The following is a 19,625-nucleotide window of genomic DNA, read 5'->3' on the forward strand; positions in this document are numbered from 1 at the left end:
GTTGACGCACTTGCTAGGAATAAGCATCCACTTGGCGGTAGACACAGATGTAAAAGCTTCATAGGAAGGCTCGATCTATTGGCGGCCCGTCAAGCACTACGCCGCTCATCGGTCTAATATCAAAAATATAACCGCCAAACAATGAATTAAACTCTTCTTCTACATCTTTGAGGAACTGCAAGATCAAATTTAATTGATCACGAAAGGTCATACAGTGCCATTCCACACCCGGTGAAATATAATATAAAACTTCTTTTTTAAAACTTTCTAAATCGGACGGAACATTCAGCAAGGTGCCAAAGTCCATGCGCGGACTTACTGACTTAAGGTTAAACATCGAAAACATCCAAGAATGAACAGTGTACTGTGACCGCAACTGATCAAATATTTCCTTTTTTTCCTGAGATAGATTGTCGTATGCTTTATCGCGATGAACATTAAATTCTTCAGTGTACTGTAGAACGCGATCAGCTGCGTCACCTATCCTAGGGCAGAAGTATCTTATCCACCAAGCCTCAAAATATCGCTGTTGAAGCTCTAAATAAGTTAATCCGACAATATTTGTATTTCGCGTGTACTGCTTTGCTCCTGATTGAAGGCCATATTTTGAGACGATAAACCCAATGTTAGCCCCAGTTTCATGCATAACAGTGGTAAATGAGTGCACAACAGATTGAGGCACTGCCGCATTCCAATTTTTGCACTCCACAATATATTTAATTTTATCTAAGCTACGGTGGTCTACAGCTAAAACATCTACATTGACGGAGCCGCGAGGCGTCTGGAGATCCACCTCAACGTCTGCATACAGACCAACGTTGCGGAATAGTCTTCGCACACCTGTTTGTAAGTCTTGCCAGCTTTCTGGATATGGGTCGTCAATCATGACTTTCGGCTCAAACTCCTTATTTCTAATGATCAAGCTGTTCAACGCTAACGAAGCGTAGTTTGCGTCTGAACGAGCGCCTTGTTATGCAGCTTTAACTACAATATGGGGATAATCATTTTTTGCCTGATCTACGAATTCTTTTGGCACTAAAATGTATGAAATATCTTGTTTATCAAATTTTAGATAACCTACGATTCTTCCGTTCAAGTTTGAAGGCCTAATCATTCCTGGCTTATCTGCTTTATCATGACCTAAAAAGAGATCTGGCTGATATAGAATTCTCCACTCCGACTGAAAATAATTGTCTTTCTCTCCTTTGTATTCGAGTTCTTGAGATAACCCGGCAGTAAAATAAAAGCTCAGCAACTCGTTTTCAGTAAATTGATATGGCTCTACCTCTTCTTTCCACTCTCTATCTTTATTTAAATCTTCAAATTTTCGAAGCAACCCCATTTGTGATTCGATATGAACTAAATTTTCCGAGGTAACGTAAAGAACAGGGTTCGCTCCATATTTCACCATTGAATCCCTATTGAATGCCACTGCAAATTTACCGAATAACTGTTGATGCTTAGTAATATCAACCTTTTCTGGGTCTGTAAGACAAGCCATCATAAAATGCTTTTCAAAAGTCTCTTTGGCGAACGTTGGGCAGTAGCTCATGAGAAGCTCTGAAGTATCCAGAATTATCTTTAGGATGTCATAAGCTTCCTGATCAGTTCGACCGCGCCCCGTGAAATGCAATAAGTTTTTATTGTGCATAACTAGTAATTAGATAGTTTCCATATAACTACAAGCGAAAGCTCGTTTAACTTATAATTAACTGGCCTGCGCTGCTTTTTTCTCTGGTCCGGTTGAATGTTCGTTTAGATTTTGTTCGCAATTCCAAATGGCACATGAACCATTGGAATATCTCCAGCAGGAGACTCCAAGTGACTGCGCTGGTCATCAAAAAACATATGAGGTTTCATAACCGTCAGTATTCTCGATTTCTGCATCCCCCCCAGAAAGAAAGATTCGTCAGGGGATACACCCCATTCTTTTAGTGTAGTTACAACCCTTTCATGAGCAGGGGCATTTCGAGCAGTAACAATAGCTATTCTTAGAATTTTTTTGTATTCAGGCTCTTCTTTTCGACGTTTTTCCTCTAATTTTTGCATAAATGAAAGTTTTTTGAATAGGTCAGCGAGTGGGCCTGGTTGGTGGGGAATTGATTGTTTTTCTGTTTCGTAAGCCTGAAATTCATTGAGGTCATTATTCCGTTTATAAACAGTTTCTGCTTCATCGTCGGCAACTACTCCGTCAAAGTCGAACGCCACCCTTAATTCTCCATCAATTTCGTCATCATAGACCTTTGAAGGAAGCACTGTTCCAGCTGGATAGTTTGCGTCAATGGCCATTTGAACATCCTCTTCATTCGCGCTCAGGAACAGTGATGCATTAAAGGCAGGCACGTACTCGTGAGGCGATCTCCCCGTCATAAATCCAGCACGGGTTATATCAAGGCCATAGTGTCGAATTGAACGGAAAACCCTCAATCCAGTTTCTGGCGAGTTTCTTGATAAAAGCACAACCTCTACCGGGGACTGCTTTGGGAATGCCTTGTTAATGCTAAGAAACCGTCGGATAAATGGGAAAGCTACCCCTTTGGGAAAAGGGGTGTTAATGTGTTCTTCTTGATGCAAGCGATATGCGTCGACACCTTTAGTAATATAAATTTCGTGTGATTCAGAAAGGTCGAACAGTGCACTAGATGCAACACTGATGACAAATTTTCTTTCTATAGGATATGCTATAAAGGAAATTTAAAGATCATGATAATTGGGGAGAGCTTACGAACGAATTGACATATGTTGTATACTCAAACTCAACGGAACTGCTCCAAAAAATCTTGGAGCGCCTTTTGCGGATCATCCTCCGAAGATGTAATCATTTTAATACCCCATTGATCGAGTATTGCTTCCTGAATTGGATTCGGTCGATGAGTAAATACATACGATCTTGGTTGGACACCTCCACCGTTATTTGTCTTCCACAATTTGGCAAGCTTGTAAAATAAAAAACGAAGATTGACGTCGGTTAGGCTATAACCAATGAAAAGGACAGATTTTCCAAGAACATCTGATCTCAATTTGATATCCAAAGGCGTCTCAAACTCTAGTCGTTCATAATAGCTCGACTCATCAAGAACGATTGTGTCGTCGTTGTCAAAATCTCCATGGAACTTTATTATCTGCGTCACACCATCTTTAATTTGTGGTATATCAGATACACTGGAGATTTTTATATATCGTTTATCATAATATTCAAATGACTTTTCAATCAATCGATCATAATTTGTAGTATAAATAATATGGAATTTAGAATTCGCAATTAATCTATGAATATCAGAACCAGTCAGATCTACTTTGTCAGAGTGCCAGTTTGTATCCATCCAGCTTCGTAAAGGCCCAATATTCCCTTTCTTTACTCTGTAATACTCCGCTAATGCAAGACTATTTCCAAATGTTTTATATATTTCGGGATCATATCCAAGCTCTCTAGCCACGTGATCGATCAGTTCCGACCAAGTTGGCAACCCAAGGTTGTTAGAGAGTCCAGCCCCTATGAAAAGAATTAAGTTTCTATCCTTGTAGGAGGCGATTAATTCATCCATTACAAAATTTCCTTAAGTAAGAATTCTCGAAATTTATCGAATGCTATCTTTCGCATAGAAATTTCATTCTTTTTATTACCTAGCTCTGCAAAGGTTTTGTCATAACCCTTTGGTATAAAAATACAGTCCCATTGAAAATCTCGACTTCCTCTTGGTTCGGGAGAAATATTTCCATCAATCGAACCCTCGAAAATATGAATCTTCTTCGCATCACAATAAGCAATTACCGTTTTAGCTGTTAAAGAAGTGTCTTCAAGGTTTCCGAGTAACTTTGAAAAGTTATCAGCTTCTAATTTGTCCCAAAACACTTGAGTCAAACCACCAGGAAAACCTTGCAATGAATTAATATAAAGACCAGTATGCTCTATAAAAACTTGGCGTCCTATTTTGTCAAATGCCTTAAGAACTTTATCCCTTACGATATCTTGAATGTCTTCTGTCTGAATTTCATGAATTTTCAGAGGGACATCAACTATCGACACTCCTATGTCACCGAGTATTGCCTCGACTTCTTTAGCCTTATAAGGGTTTTTTGTTACAAATCTTATTTCCATTATCTTGCTCAATGCTTGAACTGACGACTGGTAATGATTCAAGTTCGGCCATTGAACCAGATAGAGCAATAGACCGCAACGGGTCGCCAAGTGACCGTCAGGGCAATCGCGCTTTGTAGCACTTGCACGGGCAAGGGGTTTAGTATAGCGATTTTGCCTAATATCCCAGATGCTCCCAGATCCAACCCCCTATTTTGCTGACCTCACAGACCCGCGGCGAGAGGGCAAAAACAAACTCCACAAACTCACGGATATCGTGATGATCGTCTTATGCGCAGTATTGAGCGGCATCGAGGATTGGGTCGGCATGGAAGAGTTTGCCGAAGAAAAAGAAGATTGGCTGCGGACCTTTTTGGAATTACCGAATGGAATTCCCTCGCACGATACCCTGAGTAATGTCTTGGGCCGCCTGAATCCCCAAGCGTTTGCCGAGACCTTTCAACGTTGGGTGCAGGCGGCATTGCCAAGCCTTTCAGGACAGCAAGTCTGTTTGGACGGCAAGACCTTGCGCGGCAGCCGCGAAGGGGATAAGGCCGTGCATTTGATGAGCGCCTTTGCGGCTGAAGCGCGTTGGGTGTTGGCGCAACAGGCGGTGGATGAGAAGACTAACGAAATCAAGGCGATCCCCGATTTATTGTCGATGTTGGACATCAAAGGAGCTCTGATCTCGATCGATGCCATGGGTTGTCAAAAAGCCATTGCGAAAACCATCGTTACGGCGCAAGCGGATTACGTGTTGGCACTGAAGGATAATCATCCGAACCTTTGCGAGGATGTCAGGTTGTGGCTGGATACTGAAAATGCCAACGACCGCTTACCGGTCTACGAAACCATCGACAAAGATCACGGTCGCCTGGAAATACGCCGTTACAGCTTGAGTAGCGAGATTGCTTGGTTGACGCAAAAACCTGACTGGGCCGGGCTACAAGCCATTGGTCGGGTTGAATCGATTCGCACCCTCGGTGACAAGACCTCGGTTGAGTGTCGCTACTATTTGTGTTCGTTTACGGATTTGCAGCGCTTTGCCGAAGGGGTACGGCAGCATTGGGCGATAGAAAATTCCCAGCACTGGGTGCTGGATGTGCAGTTTGGCGAAGATGCGAATCGCGCCAGAACAGATCATTCCGCCGAAAACTTGGCGTTGATGCGACGGATGGCACTCAATTTACTACGAAATAACGGACCTACTAAAGACAGCTTGAAGCGCCGCAAGTTGCGAGCATGTTTGAACGATAACTATCGCTTTAAATTACTCTTCGGAACATCTGCAACATAGCGCGATTGCCCTGAAGTGACCGTCTTCTCCTCGGATTCATAGCCGCGAAACGGTCAATGAAATTCCGACTCCTGAAAGCGGCCTGTCGTCGAGGAGTCTAGTCGAACCTTTGCCACCACTCAAGATGGCTTTTTGATAGAAATTTGGGTTGCCAATATTTCATTAGATTTAAAATTTCGCTAAGTCATCAGCTGATCTGCAATGGTAAGCGCTGAATATACTTCTCTCCTGAAAGAGATTGTCTCAGGATACCCTTCTAGCCCTAACACCCTCACTGTACCGGGTTCATGTCCGTGCATGCAGACTAACGTTGATACGGCGAATTCGTCGGGTACTAAGGCTTGGTGGTAGGTATGGCGTTCTACGTTATAAGTAGAGCCAAGCTCTATGGTGTTACGATTTGCGATAATCGGATGGACTCGTGTAGTCGTTTTGTAAAGAATGTTTGACGTGGCTGACGCATATCTATCGCCGTTATAACCAACTTGGTAGACCGGCTGGCCACCAATTTGAACTGGCTCTACATAATAAAGAATATTGGTGAGGCTCCCTTGTAATATACGACTTTCTATATGCCGATCATGCGTATGAATAAAAGCAGGCATTCCGGTGATAGTTCGTGAGCCTTTAGGCCAAAAATGGAATCGCCATTCTTCTGTTTCAGTGCAACATAGAAGTACAACGTAAAATCCGTGTGGGTGCATAAGACAGATCGGATCTTCCCGTTTCAGCCAATTCTTCACTGCGTCCAGAATAGAGGATTGAGGTGCAGTGCGAACGTAATCTCGCGTCAAAGGAAAGCCGACATCAACGGACATAAGGCGATGGTGATTTTGTAGCCTCACCGGCTGATTGCTTCTCTTGATTCGTAATTCCAGCACTCTCTCCAAACATCGCTTCAAGCGTTGCTGGTAAAACCCGGTTCACATCATTTTCCACTCGGTACGCTTCATCACGAATCCAACCAAATTCAGTAACAAAGGCAGAGAAGTCACGATGATCTCTAAAATAGCGTGCAGCTGTATCTTTTGGATCCTCACGGGTGATGAGAATTTCATTGGAGGATCCCTCAATACGGAAAGTTGACAGTCGCTTGCTCAGAAACAACTGGATATCAACCAAACCAGGATTTTCGCGAGATACTCGAATAAGTTCGAGTATGGTCGCTAAAACCTCCTGTCTTACGTAAGATTCATCCCAGAGCTTCCGGTCGAACGACGCTACTTTGCGGTAATTGGCGTATTTTTGACAGACGGTTTTATCGCGAAAGTCAATTAAGATTACTTCAACTCGAATCGGATTACGGGCTTCGCGAGCCCGCTTAACAAGTATTGGAAGAATTTCGGCACGAAAATGTCGTCCTGTACGAACGAAAATTTTGTAATCTGCAGCATTTTTAGCGATGAACTCCAAAGTCTCGGCGATATCTTCTGGGAGTAATATTGATTTCGCAGTAATGTCGTTTGGATCGATGAAAAAATAATAGATATATAAACCAGATACTAGGGCGAATACGCCACTCGCTACAATCGAAATGGTCAAATTGTTAAGCGCGTTCCATAGCGGCGTATTTGGTGCTAAATAAGAAATCGCAAGAATGGCAATAATAGCAATGAGAAGTACTGCGCCAGATACAAATAAAAAATTTCTTCGTTGGGAGGTTGAGCTAAGGATGCCGGAAAGGGACATAGTTCGTTAAATGATTATTTCGTTCGTCAGCAGTCGCATATAACATCACGGCGCATACTCAAATACAAGCAATCTCAATGGAACTGTCCGCATTTCAGATTTCTCAAGGAGACGTAGCCATTTTTGGTTGGAGTGAGGCAGTGATAATATCAATTTGCTCGCCGAAAACCGGACAGCAGACAGGAGTACAGGATATCTTAACTGTTCAAATCGGATAGATACCCTGACCGGCAGGTTATGGCCGATGGACGAAACCGCTACGCGGTATGGAGTCTGTGTAGCCAAGCCTGAGGGCAATTGGCAGCATATCGAGTGTTTTTCCTATCCAAGAGACGGGGTAATCCGCCTCGTTCAAGATAGGAGTCGTGTCATGACCTCCACAGACAAACCCATCAGCCCATTACGCCAACGCATGATCGACGACATGCGGATGCGCAAACTGTCATCCCAAACCCAAGCCAGTTATATTCGCGTCGTGAAGCGATTCGCTAAGTTCCTGGGTCGGTCACCGGATACCGCCAACGCTGAAGATTTGCGCCGTTATCAGCTGCATTTGGTCGACTCCGGTATTTCGGCGATTTCCCTAAATGCCAATCTTACCGGTCTGAAGTTTCTGTTCGAAACTACGTTAGATCATCCGGCGTTAATGGCCAAGATGCATACGGTGCATGAGCCTCGCAAACTGCCGGTGGTCTTGAGTCGCGAAGAGGTGGCTCGTTTGCTCGCCGCCGCCGATAATCTCAAACACCAGACGGCTTTATCGGTCGCGTACGGCGCCGGCTTGCGGGCTAGCGAGGTGGTGGCGCTGAAGGTCAGCGACATCGATAGCCAGCGCATGACCTTACGCGTCGAACAGGGTAAAGGAGCTAAGGATCGCTACGCGATGTTGTCGCCGGTACTGCTGGAACGCTTGCGCGCCTGGTGGAAGTTTGCGCATGCCCAAGGCAAAATGCTGCCAGGCGGTTGGCTGTTTCCGGGGTTGGACCCTGTCGACCCGCTCAGCACCCGTCAACTCACCCGCGCCGTCCATGCCGCCGCTGAGGCCGCAGGGATAGACAAGCGGGTATCGATGCATACGCTGAGGCATAGCTTTGCGACCCACTTGCTGGAGCAGAAGGTCGACATCCGCGTCATCCAGGTATTGCTCGGCCACAAGAAGCTGGAGACCACGGCATTGTATGCGCAGGTGGCCACCGATATTCTGCGGGAGGTCGTCAGTCCGATCGAGACTTTGCCGTTAATGTAGTCGAGTAAGCCCATGGGGCGGCTTGCGCTTGAGGTCGCGGACATTTTCCGCGCCCATGGTTCCGCTTGGCGACAAGCTCAGCAGGCTCACATGAGTCTGGGCCAGCTGAAAGTCATGTCCGCCATCGAACAGTGTCGTACCGCGACATTGGGTGGTCATGTGCTGTGTTGTCCGGCCTGCCAGCATCAAGACATCGCCTACAATTCCTGCCGAAACCGGCATTGCCCGAAGTGCCAGGCCAGCGCGGCCAAACGCTGGCTCGAAGCCCGGCAGGCCGATCTATTACCGGTCGAGTATTATCACGTGGTGTTTACCTTGCCGGCGCCGATCAGTGCCATCGCTTATTACAATAAAACCATCGTCTATGGCTTGTTGTTCGAGATCGCGGCGGAAACCTTACGCACCATTGCCGCCGATCCGAAACATCTGGGCGCCCAGATCGGGGCCACCCTGGTGCTGCATACCTGGGGTTCGGCGTTGACCCATCATCCGCATGTGCATGGCATCGTGCCGGGCGGCGGCTTGTCGTTGGACGGTGAGCGCTGGATTAACTGCAAGCGCGGCTTCTTTTTATCGGTAAGAGTGCTGTCACGGCTGTTTCGACGCCGGTTTCTCGAAGTATTGAGCAAAGCACATGCGGCAGGACAATTGCAGTTCTTCGGTGAGTACCCCCATCTAACTGACGTGGCAGCCTTTGCGGACTGGCTCAAGCCGCTACGCAAATGCGAATGGGTGGTTTACGCCAAACGCCCGTTTGCCGGTCCCGAAGCCGTCTTAGCCTATCTGTCGCGCTATACCCATCGCGTGGCTATTGCCAATTCACGACTGCTGGCCATGGACGAACGCGGCATCAGCTTCCGCTGGAAAGATTACCGGGCCAAAGGCAGGACGCGGCATAAAACCATGACACTCAGCCCGGACGAGTTCATCCGCCGCTTTCTGTTGCATGTCCTACCCAGCGGTTTTCACCGTATTCGGCATTATGGCTTGCTGGCCAATGGCGGGCGTCGTGATCATCTGGCGCAGATACGTGAACGGCTAAAAGTGGCGCCTGCTCAAGTGGACTCTAAGAATCCTATGGCTGAGGCGCCCGAAAACACAACTCCGCCAACCTTCGTCTGCCCGGATTGCGGGGCGGCAATGATGATCATTGAAATCTTGGCGCGCAAACCGTTGATTCGGGCACCGCCTCCACTGGGAGGCGTACCATGATGACACCCACTTGGCGAATGCGAAACATGACATCCTTACTTCGTTGGTTTTTGCCAACCTCGGGACCGCTTGGCATGCTTGAGGAAAAACCTAAATTCGCCATCGGCGTGTACGCTAAAAATTGCCCTCTTTGGGGCTCTTCCGTATTTTGCGGAGAAACCACTACATGTAGTGCTATAGTCTTTGCCTGCCACAGTGAGTTTTGCTAAGGTCGACAATTTAACGCTGGAGTATCGTGATGACACAGTCGCTACTTCAAATACCGCTGGATATACCTGATGTTTGTATCGAAAAAGTTGAAACCACCGCCAAAGGCGAGTTCATCATCACGGTCAGTAGTACGTTAACCAGTGCAACCTGCCATCAATGCGGCCAGAGGATCGATAAGTTTTATGGCTATGGCAGAGAAATCACCTTGCGTCATTTGTCGATTTTCGATCGGCCGGTTTGGATCAAGCTAACCCCCAAGCGCTATCGATGCCCTGACTGCCCCAAAGGTCCGACGACCACGCAACAATGTGGCTGGTATAACTGGAAAAGCCCCCATACCAAAGCGTATGAGCAGTGGATATTGCGTGAATTGATCAACAGCAGCGTGACCGACATGGACGTGAAGCACGGCATCAGCGCCGAAGCGGCGGAAGGGATTATCAATCGGCACGTGGCCCAACAAGTTGATTGGTCTGCCATCCAAGGCATTCGCTTGCTGGGACTGGATGAAATCGCTTTGAAAAAAGGGCATCAAGATTTTGTGGTCATCGTGTCGGCTATCGATACCGAGGACCATAAGCGGATTCTGGCGGTGCTGCCCGACCGCAAAAAAGAAACGGTTAAAGCCTTTTTGCAGAATATTCCCGAGGCACAGCAACACGCGTTACAACGCGTCTGCGTGGACATGTATGAAGGGTATCGCAACGCCGTCTATGAGACATTGCCCGGCGTCGAGGTGGTGGTTGATCGCTTCCATGTCGCCAAGCATTATCGAGACGGCGCCGACCAGGTCCGCAAGGCGGAAATGAAAAAACTCAAGAATACCCTGTCTGCCGAGGATTATGCCAAGCTGAAAGGCGCGATGTGGGCTTTTCGGAAGCGCTGGATGGAACTCTCTGCCGATCAGCAAACCGTTTTGCTTTTTCTATTCCAGCAAGCCCCCATTTTGCGAGAAGTCTATATCCAACGGGAGCTTTTGACGGGTATTTTTGAGCGCCGACTCAATAAGGCTGAGGCCGAAAAAGCCTTGGATCGCTGGATGGAGCATATCAAAGTCTTGAAGTTGAAGGGCTTTGATGCGTTTGTCAAAACCTATCAAAACTGGCGAAATGAAATCACCAACTATTTCATTCGCCGGGAAACCAGTGGCTTTGTTGAAGGGCTTAACAACAAAATCAAAAGCATCAAACGACGCTGCTTTGGCATTTACAATACCGTCCGCCTGTTTCAGCATATCTGGCTTGATATCGAAGGGAGACGGTTGTTCGGTTATGCATAACCCTATATGTCGGGGCTACTCCGCGAAATACGGAAGAGCCCTCTTTGGAGTAAAATCGCGGCATTTGCTCGACTCAGGCTTACGACTCCTGGGACTTTTAACCACATCAGCGACCCAGCCCCTCCTCAAATCCCCATAGACTGTTACCCAATCTAACTCTCCACTGCGTGGCCCGCGGTTTCCTCCCTCGGGGCTTGTCCGACGCCTGCCCACCATGGTTTGTGGTCCCAAGGTTATCATCAAATGATGAGCAGGCATCCGATAACCCTTAACAATTGGGGACTATGATGCTCTCTGGTTTATCGGTGAAAAGATTGTCATTTAGTCATCTCAACCGATGAATTTGTTATTGGCATCAATCACCTTGCAATATCGCTGCACCGCATCCCGAATTTTTCCCAACCGATCGAGCTGTTGCCGGATATGAGCAAACTCGGTTTCCAGTTCTTCGACTAATTCCGTCTCCCAGGCGGGTTCGTTCTTCAGCAGGTTACCGAGCGGATAACGATAGCCACGGCCTTTCTTAACGTACTGCGCAATGGGCTTGGTTTGACCGTTTTGTCGCAACGTGGCCATGCGGTACCACTCAATGCTGAAAGCGCGTTGACTTTCCCGGCAGCGGATGCGGACACCAATTCGGCCTGATTCGCTTTTGCTGTGTTTCTGACGCTGGCTTTTCATTTGGCGCCAATAATCGTCGACCAACACTTTGGCTTGGGCCTGGAGATGATCGCACCGGGTTTCGATCCAATGCAGCAGGTCTTGTTCGGTGAGAGTGGACTGTGCGTTGACAGGATGTTCGCTGGACATGAATTTTCCTAATACTTAACTGTAGGGATAGACATGGACAATGCCTAACGGGATTTTCTGTTCATTGCGAGCCTTGGAAAGCGTCTTAGTGCATAGGTTTTGTACCTTAAATGCCTACCGCAGTAGGCATATCACTGTCATTTTCCCGATGGTTCATTTAGGCATTGCCTTGGCAAAACAGCGTGATTCATGCCTACCTAGGAAATAACTTCGGATTTCGGGCCGATTACCGTAGCCACGTTTCCCTACTAGCGTAGGGAAATCGAAAGTCGATTTACTATTGGGATTTGCGGGCTATGGTCCGTTCGCAATAAAGCCGGCATTTTATGCAACCGATATGGGATGCCGATTGCAGTTGACGCTGAATTCGGGATCGTCTGCCGTTAGGGGCGCGTTCTGGGATCGCCATTCGAGCCATCTTGCAGCTGATGGCGTTTTCGTCGTCAGCTGCAAAAGTCGCTGGGAAAATCTGGCTGACAATGGCGCGATGAACCGAAACGCCATTTCTTTACCGATCATCATGAGTTTGTGTCTCAGAGCCTCACTGGCGATGGGTAACGACAGCACGCCCGAGATTTCCTATTTCGCCGACAAACAGCGCGGCTGGTTTTGGTACGAGGCGTTGCCGGAGTCGGTAAAAAAAGCTAAACCCGATATTCAAACCGATCAGGAAAAACCCAAGCCTGACATCAAACCGCTCAGCACCGTTCAGGCTGACATGGAACCCAAAACACAAGCCAAGCCCTTTCCGGAACCCCAACCACTGTCCTCCGCCTGGTTGAAGCAAAACCTGGAGCATTACCTGAACCAGGCCATCGACGATCCCACTGAGGAGAATGTCGCAGCGTTTTACTATCTGCAGCGGGTGATGATGGACAAAGCCGAGCGCTTTACCAATGCCGCCCGCTACGTGGTGATGTCCGATCCGCAACTCGACGAAACGGTGCGCCGGCCAGTGGCTACCTATGCGGCCAATGAAGCCAATCATCAGGCCAGCGTGGTGGCCGAACAGGCCTTGAAAGCGATTGCCGCCCAAGCCGGTATTTTGTTTTTCTTCCGGTCCGATTGCCCGTATTGCCATGTGCAGGCGCCGATTTTAGCGATGCTGGAAAACGCTTATGGATTCAAGATTTATCCCGTGTCGCTGGATGGTTTGCCCATGCCGAACGGCTTTTTCAGTCAGTTCAAACGTGATAACGGTCAGGCGGCGATGTTGGGCGTTGAACAAACCCCGGCGTTGTTTCTGATGAAACCGCCGAAGCAGATTGTGCCGTTGGCTCAAGGCGCCTTGTCGTTGGAGGAACTCACCGGTCGGATTTTGCTGGCGGCCAAGGAAGCCGGTTGGATCGATGCGAAGCAATACCAAACCACCCAGGGTATTCGTAACACGCCCATGTTATTGCCGACGGCTGGAAGCATTAGCCCTGCGGTCACTCAAGATCCACTGTCACTGATCCAGGCATTGCAACGCAGTGCGCATCTCGGGAGTACGCCATGACGTCATTTTCGCTATCACGACGCTATCGCCAGGTGGTGGTCGTGATCCTGTTGGTCGAGAGTTCCGTTCCTGCCTATGCCGACCTACAACAGGAAATGGACAGCATGTTCGGCACCATGACCAACTTCACGGCCCCAACGGCCCATTTGGGACAGCGCCGGGGCGTGATTACCGGCGGCAGTTTGGTGGCGCGCAATGGCATCACCAACACCAATCTGGTGTCGTTCGTGCCACCGTCGTTCAGCGCCGGCTGCGGTGGCATCGATTTATTCGCCGGCAGTTTCAGTTTCATCAACTTCAACCAGTTCGTGCAATTGCTGCGCAACGTGGCCGGTAATGCGGCGGGCTATGCGTTTCAGTTGGCGGTCGGTGCCATGTGTCCATGGTGCGCGTCGGTGATGACCGACTTACAAAAGAAAATCCAGGAGATGAACCAGATGTTCAGCAACTCCTGTCGCTTGGCGCAAGGCCTGGTCAACGATACGGTCAAAGCCTTCGATTTGCAGAGTAAGACCAACCTGTCCAATGCCTCGTTTACCCAAGGGATTTCGGATGTGTTTTCCAGCTGGACCAACACCAGTACCTTGGGCGATCCGGTGCAGCAAATCAAGCAGAACGACCCGACGGATATGACCAAGATCATCCAAGGCAATCTGGTATGGCGGGCTTTGGTCAATCAGAACGCCGGGGGATGGTTCCGCTTCGGCGGCAACAGTTTGCTGGAAGCGGCGATGAGTATTTCCGGTACGGTGATCGTCGATGCCCCGCAAGCCGCGCCCGACGGCAAAGGCGAGAACAATGCCATCAGTGCGCCGCCACCGGTGTTACGGATCAAGGATTTGATGTACGGCAACAACGCCGGTAACAGTTATCAAACCGTGCGCATTTACACCTGCATTGATGGTCATGATGCTGATCAGTGTCTGAAGCCTATCGTCCAGAACGTCAATCTGGTCGGCTTGAAGCAACGGGTGATGGAGATCCTGTTGGGTTCGGCCAATAGCGGCAACGGTCTGATTTACAAATTCTCGACCAACAGCGGTCAAATCACCGACAGCGAAAAAGCCTTCATGCAAACCGTGCCGGATGCCATCGGCGGCATGATTCATAACCTGGCGCGGGAAGACGCCGGCATTGCCAAACTGTGGGCCGAAGAAGCGGCACCGGTGATTGCCTTGGAATTGGCGCAATTGATCGTCAACGATTTGCTCAATGCCGTGCAAACCGCCTCGCACATGAACGACCACGCCTACGCCAAGTTGCTGGTGGATGCCTTGAAAGATGCCCGAGAGCAGATTCAAGACGAGTACGTCACCATCGCCGGACGCTATGGCAATCCGCAAACCTTGATGGCGTTTTACCAGCAGCTGATGACCACCGTGAAGCCTAAACACTACGGCACCGTGGCGCAATTGCCGGCTTCCGGTACCGCCTGGCCGACGCCTTAGTCCATCTTATTTATTTGAAGGCAATCTCCTATGTTTGAAATCTTTTCCGTAGGCGATTCTGCCTATCTGCAAGCTGTACTGAATGCCGTGGCGATGATCTCTGGCACCGGCGATTACCGCACCGCCGCTGCCGTCGGTGGCTTGATCGGTGTCATCATCGTCATGCTGCGGGCATTGTTGCAATGGGATGGCCGCGGTATCCGTTATCAGGATTTACTGTTGGCGTACGTGTTGTGGCTGATGCTGTATGCGCCGTCGGTGCGGGTATCGATCGAGGATGCTTATACCGGCAGCGTCGTGGTGGTCGACAATGTGCCCTTGGGGCCTGCGGTGGTGGGTAGTGTGATGTCGAACATAGGCTATCGCACCACACGATTGTTCGAACAAGGCTTTGGCACACCGTCGATGACCGGCAACGGCTTTGCCGACAGTTTGCAGACCTTGACCGCAGTGCGGAAAAATCTGTTGTCGCGGGTTAATCTGGGGGCGGCCAACGTGCCTAATGCCGGCAGTGACATGGAAACCTCGTTTGCCAATTACGTGCGCGAATGCACATTGACCGGGGTCGACCTGAACCAGAAATCGGTGGACGCCATTTTGCGTGATGCCGATCCCCTGAATGCCATCCGCTTTGATTCCGACATCTACATGACCCAAATTTATGTCGGCGGCCAACCGCAAACCAAAACCTGTACGGATGCTTGGGCCGATTTGAGCGTAGTGGCCAATGGCAATTTTGCGACTGCGCTGGAAGGCTTGTTGCAGCCGATCTTGGGCGTGCCGGCGGCAGGAGACACGGTGCCAAAAATCCAGGATGCCTTCGATGCGCTGGCCGGACCCGGTGTGGTCGATGCCGCCGATTACATGCTGATGTCGGCCATCATGCCCATGTTCGAGAAAGGCGTGATCGGTCGACATGAAGACGGCTTGCATTGGAACAAAGCCGCGATGGTCGAACAAGCCATTCAGCAACGTAATACCCAATGGGCCGCCGAACAAACACTGTTTGCCAAGATCGTCCGGCCGATGATGGCGTTTATCGAAGGTTTGAGTTATGCCATCGCACCGATCATGGCGTTTGTGGTGATGCTGGGCAATGTCGGTATCCGGATGAATATCGGCTACTTCTCGATGCTGCTGTGGATCCAGTTGTGGATGCCGATTTTGGCGGTGATCAATCTATTCATCCAGATGTCGGCCGCCGGCAAGATGGCGTCACTGACCTCGGCCACCTACAATCTGCCGTCAATGATGGGCATTTACCAGTTGGACATGGAGTTGCAACAATGGCTGTCGATTGGTGGCATGCTGGCCGCTTCGACACCCGCCATTACTTTGATGCTGATCTACCGCGGGGCAGTGACTGCCACCCATTTCCTGGGGCGCATGGACGGCGGCGATTATGTGAACGAGAAAATTGCCACGCCCGATGTGATCAGCCCGGCGCCGGTCTTGAATGCCCAGGCGCAACATCAATACAGTCCGTTGTCGGCGGTCACCCAAACCGGCGTCGACAAGGTGCTGCCGACCTTTACCGCCGGCAAAGACATGAGTGCGGCGCTATCGTCGGCTTACAGCGCTTCGGAACAGGCGACCAATAGTTTCATGCACAGTGTATCGTCTTCGGCGATGAAATCGGCCAGCATCACCAGCGATGCCTTCGACAGCCGTTCCTTGGGCAATCAGATTGCCAGCAGTTCGAGTTACACCGATGCCTATAACCGTCAGTTCGGAGAAGCCTTTGCCAAGAAGCACGCCGATACCGGCATATCTGCCGATCAGTTCTCGGCCTTGGTGGCCGGCAGTGCCAATGCCGGGGCCAAGCTCGGTAACGACCAACTCAGCGGCGCAATCTCCGGCCGCTTGCAGAACGACTTCAAAGTCAGTCAGGACAAATCCGATGCCATTGCCGCCGACATCAGCCAGACCGTCAACGACAGTCAGGGTTATCAAGCCGGCTTGGCGAAAAGCCTGGCACTGGATGCGCAAACTGGGACTCGAAACGTCGCCTCAATGGGACTGCAAAATCAATCGTTGTCCTCACTGCAACACAGCGCAACCGATGCGGTATCAGCTAGCCAATCTTATCAACAAACCCTATCGGCCCAACAACGCTTCGGAGCCCAAGCCAGTTTCGGCGCGGCGGAAACGGGTTATCAAATAGCTCAAGACTCAACCTTGATGGAGAAACTGGATCGTACACTCGATCAATACGGCTTGCGCGGCGATACGCAGCGGCTGGCCTCGCAATGGAAAGCGTCGGGGTGGATTAGCGATGCCGATCAAGCCTATGCCGCTGCCGGCATGTCGTTACTGACAGGTTTTTCATCACCCAGTTACCGCACCCTAGATGATCAACAATCGCACCAGGCACAAATATCGGGTTATCAACTGTTGGGCGATGCGTTTAATGCACCGCAAGCCGATCAAACCTTGAATGCCAGCCAGAACGAATCGCTGAAGGCCAATGCACCGGAAACTGGCAAGGTTCAGACATCAGTCGAACAGGCTCAGCTTAAAGACCCACGGGCAGAAACCGAATCGTTAAATCAGCGTGCACAGGCACAGATTCGTTCAGCAGCGGGGAAAATTGCCGGCGGCGAAACCCGTGTCGAAGCGCAGCATGATCGTAACCTGGCTGAGCGTGAACAAAACTCGAGAGAAGGCTTTGGGCAATTGGCGAATGTCAAAGCGGAGCACTTTAGGCAATCCATTGCGGCTGCGGCCAACGAAACGCCTTCAGCTGCAGAGGCAACATATGACTATCTCGGGGGCAGTATTTATAATACAGTTAAGGATATTGAAGCGGCAGGGGTGGCAAGTAATGCTTACATAGACCAATTTAGTAATCATTTTCTGGAGGCATTTTCAAAAGGCGAGGATAAGTGGGAATCACTTAAATTCGCAGCGTCACAGTCTTACCCTGGATTTGAACAAGTTACAGAAATTTGGGCAAATCAGCGTGTAAATGCCGTATCAGACAAACTCACTCCAAGCCAACAAGCCTACTATAAAGCGGCAATGTTTGAGGCGTTTGCTGGTTTTGATGTTCGTGGCTCAAATAGTGGAATACTTGATCAGCTCGAACAGAAATTGATTATTGAAGAAGGCGACAAAGTTGGTAGCGATATCGCCAAATTGCTGATTCAGGCTGCGGGCCAAAATAGAATGGACTTGGTCAACCAAGTTGGTAACTACAATCGGTCAATGGGGCGGATAAATTATTAGGTATTAAGGCGATGGGCTCAGCAATTGTAGTGCTCCAACGATTAAGCCACGAAGAACTAAAATTAAAAAAAATACCCCGATGTATCCAATCATATCGTCACGGAGATACATGGTTGTTATGGATAACATGACGATCAGGAGCCAATAGTGCTTGCTATCATGGGAAAATTTTACAGCCAAGTATTCGATACCCTGAAAAAGAATCTCTGCCAACAAGGCTGCGCCGAATAGAGCTACACCAAAAAATGCGATAAGACTTAGCTGTCCCGACACACTGATATGGTCGCTAATCAGCCAAAGGAAGGAGAAACCAAGGGTAATTATGAACAGTTTATTCAGTATTGCCGTTGTCAATCTAGGGCTTTGAAAGCGCGATAGCAGCTTCTGAAATCCTCCCGGAAACCGTGCAAACGTCGCACCACAAAAAGGGCAAATCGATTTTGTTGGTTGCCCGTAATAGGTAATGACGCGCGGCACCATGATTCGATGGCATTCGGGACAATCGACAGTTGCATGATGGCCATTAAACATTGAGTGATTTGATCGAGTTTGAATCGATTGGCTGGGCCGTTTGAACCGATCTGAGAGTGATGACTGTGAAGACATTGTATTCTCCATGCATAAGCGGTTGGGCAATCCTACCGCGATTGAGCTAACGTTCCAAGTCGGTTTTTTAAATCAAAACTATTTCAACAAGGCAAAGAAAAATGACCTGCGTATCGAACGGTTTACTCGCCGACACTTGCCAGAATTTTGTTGATCACGGTAGCCGAAATCCGAAAATCCGATCGATGCAAAATTTCAAAAGTGGCTCGAGCAGACGAAATCAAACCTTGCTTTTTGGCCTGTCCGATGACGGCGGCAGTACCTGCGACATGTAATTGATATTCTTTGGCCACAGCCCGGCCGGCACGTTCATCCATGATCAGCAAATAGTTTTGGGGTGACGACAGCGCAATGTTGATGCAATCCGTTTCTCCGGTGTCCAGATCAATGTCCAAATGTGGTGTTATGGATTCATGCCATACCGTTAGCCAACCTGAATCAAATGCGTGAGCCAGCGCTTGTTCACCTGGCGCCGATTTGCCCGGTAACACTTCTTGTTTCACCGATTCGGGTACGAAAACCTGGCCAAATAACTTCGGTAGCCAGATTAAACCCTCCACCAACGCCAGTCCGATCAATGGACTGGCATCGACAATTACTTTTTTGGTCATCCGCGATCAGGCTTGGTTGAGCCACTGGTCCAGAGTGTCCAAATCATCCTCGACTTCATCAGCCGTTTGCTCGATGACGGAAATACCCAGGCGCGAGACGTGCGCAATAAAGTTTGCCAACGGCATATCGGCCAGTTTAGCGGAGCGGGCAAGGGACAGGTTACCGTCCTTGAAAAGTGCCGTTGCCAAGGCTTTACGCACGCCCGGCATTCCAATGATTTTGGCGGCTTTGAGGCCGACCATCACCGCGTCTGGTTCGTTTCGATTCATAACCAGGACCATATCCTCGTGAGCCATGCGCAGAGCTTCGCTGGGGTTGTTCTTTAGACCACTGACATTCACGGTTTTCATAGTCTGATTACATAGGAAGATTGGATAGGTGGATTATAATCCTCTAAATGAAAATTGCTGCA

The 19,625-nt window shown here is 49.1% G+C and carries 17 protein-coding genes; 7 read left to right on the top strand and 10 right to left on the bottom strand.

The window, feature by feature from the left end:
• Positions 1-58: 58 nt before the first annotated feature.
• The 5 genes from NM686_RS06250 to NM686_RS06270 all read right to left on the bottom strand — a co-directional run bounded on the left by NM686_RS06250 (position 59) and on the right by NM686_RS06270 (position 4,099).
• The gene (locus NM686_RS06250) at positions 59-886 is read right to left on the bottom strand and encodes a restriction endonuclease (RefSeq protein WP_269022562.1); all 828 of its coding nucleotides are present in this window, start codon (positions 884-886) and stop codon (positions 59-61) included.
• An 84-nt stretch (positions 887-970) separates the two neighbouring features.
• The gene (locus tag NM686_RS06255; protein WP_269022564.1) at positions 971-1,552 is read right to left on the bottom strand and encodes an abortive infection system antitoxin AbiGi family protein; all 582 of its coding nucleotides are present in this window, start codon (positions 1,550-1,552) and stop codon (positions 971-973) included.
• A gap of 203 nt (positions 1,553-1,755) precedes the next feature.
• Positions 1,756-2,694 (bottom strand): 5'-nucleotidase, encoded by a 939-nt coding sequence (locus tag NM686_RS06260; RefSeq protein ID WP_329959184.1) that lies wholly within the window; start codon positions 2,692-2,694, stop codon positions 1,756-1,758.
• A 62-nt stretch (positions 2,695-2,756) separates the two neighbouring features.
• Entirely contained in the window at positions 2,757-3,545 is a 789-nt protein-coding gene (locus tag NM686_RS06265) for an SIR2 family protein (protein WP_255187023.1), read from the bottom strand.
• Complete coding sequence (locus NM686_RS06270; protein ID WP_255187024.1) at positions 3,545-4,099, bottom strand: non-canonical purine NTP pyrophosphatase; 555 nt, start codon at positions 4,097-4,099, stop codon at positions 3,545-3,547. Before NM686_RS06270 ends, NM686_RS06265 begins: the two co-directional genes overlap by 1 nt.
• Before the next feature lie 169 nt (positions 4,100-4,268).
• Here NM686_RS06270 and NM686_RS06275 point away from each other — a divergent pair, with 169 nt between their 5' ends.
• Positions 4,269-5,375, top strand: coding sequence for an ISAs1 family transposase (locus tag NM686_RS06275; RefSeq protein WP_255187025.1), 1,107 nt, complete (start codon positions 4,269-4,271; stop codon positions 5,373-5,375).
• 807 nt (positions 5,376-6,182) lie between these two features.
• Here the strand turns inward: NM686_RS06275 and NM686_RS06280 are convergent.
• Complete coding sequence (locus tag NM686_RS06280) at positions 6,183-7,064, bottom strand: hypothetical protein (RefSeq protein WP_255187026.1); 882 nt, start codon at positions 7,062-7,064, stop codon at positions 6,183-6,185.
• Between the two features lie 370 nt (positions 7,065-7,434).
• On the opposite strand from NM686_RS06280, the gene NM686_RS06285 reads away from it, so the two are divergent.
• The 3 genes from NM686_RS06285 (at position 7,435) to NM686_RS06295 (ending at position 11,011) form a co-directional block, all read left to right on the top strand.
• Entirely contained in the window at positions 7,435-8,310 is an 876-nt protein-coding gene (locus NM686_RS06285; protein ID WP_255187027.1) for a tyrosine-type recombinase/integrase, read from the top strand.
• 12 nt (positions 8,311-8,322) lie between these two features.
• Positions 8,323-9,522 carry an IS91 family transposase gene (locus tag NM686_RS06290; RefSeq protein ID WP_255187028.1) on the top strand — a complete coding sequence of 400 codons (1,200 nt, stop codon included), beginning with the start codon at positions 8,323-8,325 and terminating at the stop codon, positions 9,520-9,522.
• 238 nt (positions 9,523-9,760) lie between these two features.
• On the top strand, positions 9,761-11,011 hold the full coding sequence (locus tag NM686_RS06295; protein ID WP_255187011.1) for an ISL3 family transposase: 1,251 nt from the start codon (positions 9,761-9,763) through the stop codon (positions 11,009-11,011).
• 330 nt (positions 11,012-11,341) lie between these two features.
• Here the strand turns inward: NM686_RS06295 and mobI are convergent, their stop codons facing one another.
• Positions 11,342-11,821, bottom strand: coding sequence for a conjugative transfer protein MobI(A/C) (gene mobI / locus NM686_RS06300; protein ID WP_255187032.1), 480 nt, complete (start codon positions 11,819-11,821; stop codon positions 11,342-11,344).
• 487 nt (positions 11,822-12,308) lie between these two features.
• Here mobI and traF point away from each other — a divergent pair, with 487 nt between their 5' ends.
• From traF to NM686_RS06315, 3 genes are read left to right on the top strand one after another with little or no spacing between them, the layout of a single operon-like run.
• Complete coding sequence (traF, locus tag NM686_RS06305) at positions 12,309-13,319, top strand: conjugal transfer protein TraF (protein WP_255187033.1); 1,011 nt, start codon at positions 12,309-12,311, stop codon at positions 13,317-13,319.
• Positions 13,316-14,767 carry a conjugal transfer protein TraH gene (locus NM686_RS06310; protein ID WP_255187034.1) on the top strand — a complete coding sequence of 484 codons (1,452 nt, stop codon included), beginning with the start codon at positions 13,316-13,318 and terminating at the stop codon, positions 14,765-14,767. Before traF ends, NM686_RS06310 begins: the two co-directional genes overlap by 4 nt.
• 30 nt (positions 14,768-14,797) lie before the next feature.
• Positions 14,798-17,995 carry a conjugal transfer protein TraG N-terminal domain-containing protein gene (locus NM686_RS06315; protein ID WP_255187035.1) on the top strand — a complete coding sequence of 1,066 codons (3,198 nt, stop codon included), beginning with the start codon at positions 14,798-14,800 and terminating at the stop codon, positions 17,993-17,995.
• Between the two features lie 3 nt (positions 17,996-17,998).
• Here the strand turns inward: NM686_RS06315 and NM686_RS06320 are convergent, their stop codons facing one another.
• The 3 genes from NM686_RS06320 to NM686_RS06330 all read right to left on the bottom strand — a co-directional run bounded on the left by NM686_RS06320 (position 17,999) and on the right by NM686_RS06330 (position 19,563).
• Positions 17,999-18,601, bottom strand: a complete 603-nt coding sequence (locus tag NM686_RS06320) for a hypothetical protein (RefSeq protein ID WP_255187036.1) — start codon at positions 18,599-18,601, stop codon at positions 17,999-18,001.
• A gap of 122 nt (positions 18,602-18,723) precedes the next feature.
• On the bottom strand, positions 18,724-19,212 hold the full coding sequence (locus NM686_RS06325) for a DUF3368 domain-containing protein (RefSeq protein ID WP_255187037.1): 489 nt from the start codon (positions 19,210-19,212) through the stop codon (positions 18,724-18,726).
• A 6-nt stretch (positions 19,213-19,218) separates the two neighbouring features.
• Complete coding sequence (locus tag NM686_RS06330; RefSeq protein ID WP_033159614.1) at positions 19,219-19,563, bottom strand: UPF0175 family protein; 345 nt, start codon at positions 19,561-19,563, stop codon at positions 19,219-19,221.
• Positions 19,564-19,625: the final 62 nt, after the last annotated feature.

It is taken from the genome of Methylomonas rapida (genome assembly GCF_024360925.2).
GTDB lineage: Bacteria > Pseudomonadota > Gammaproteobacteria > Methylococcales > Methylomonadaceae > Methylomonas > Methylomonas rapida.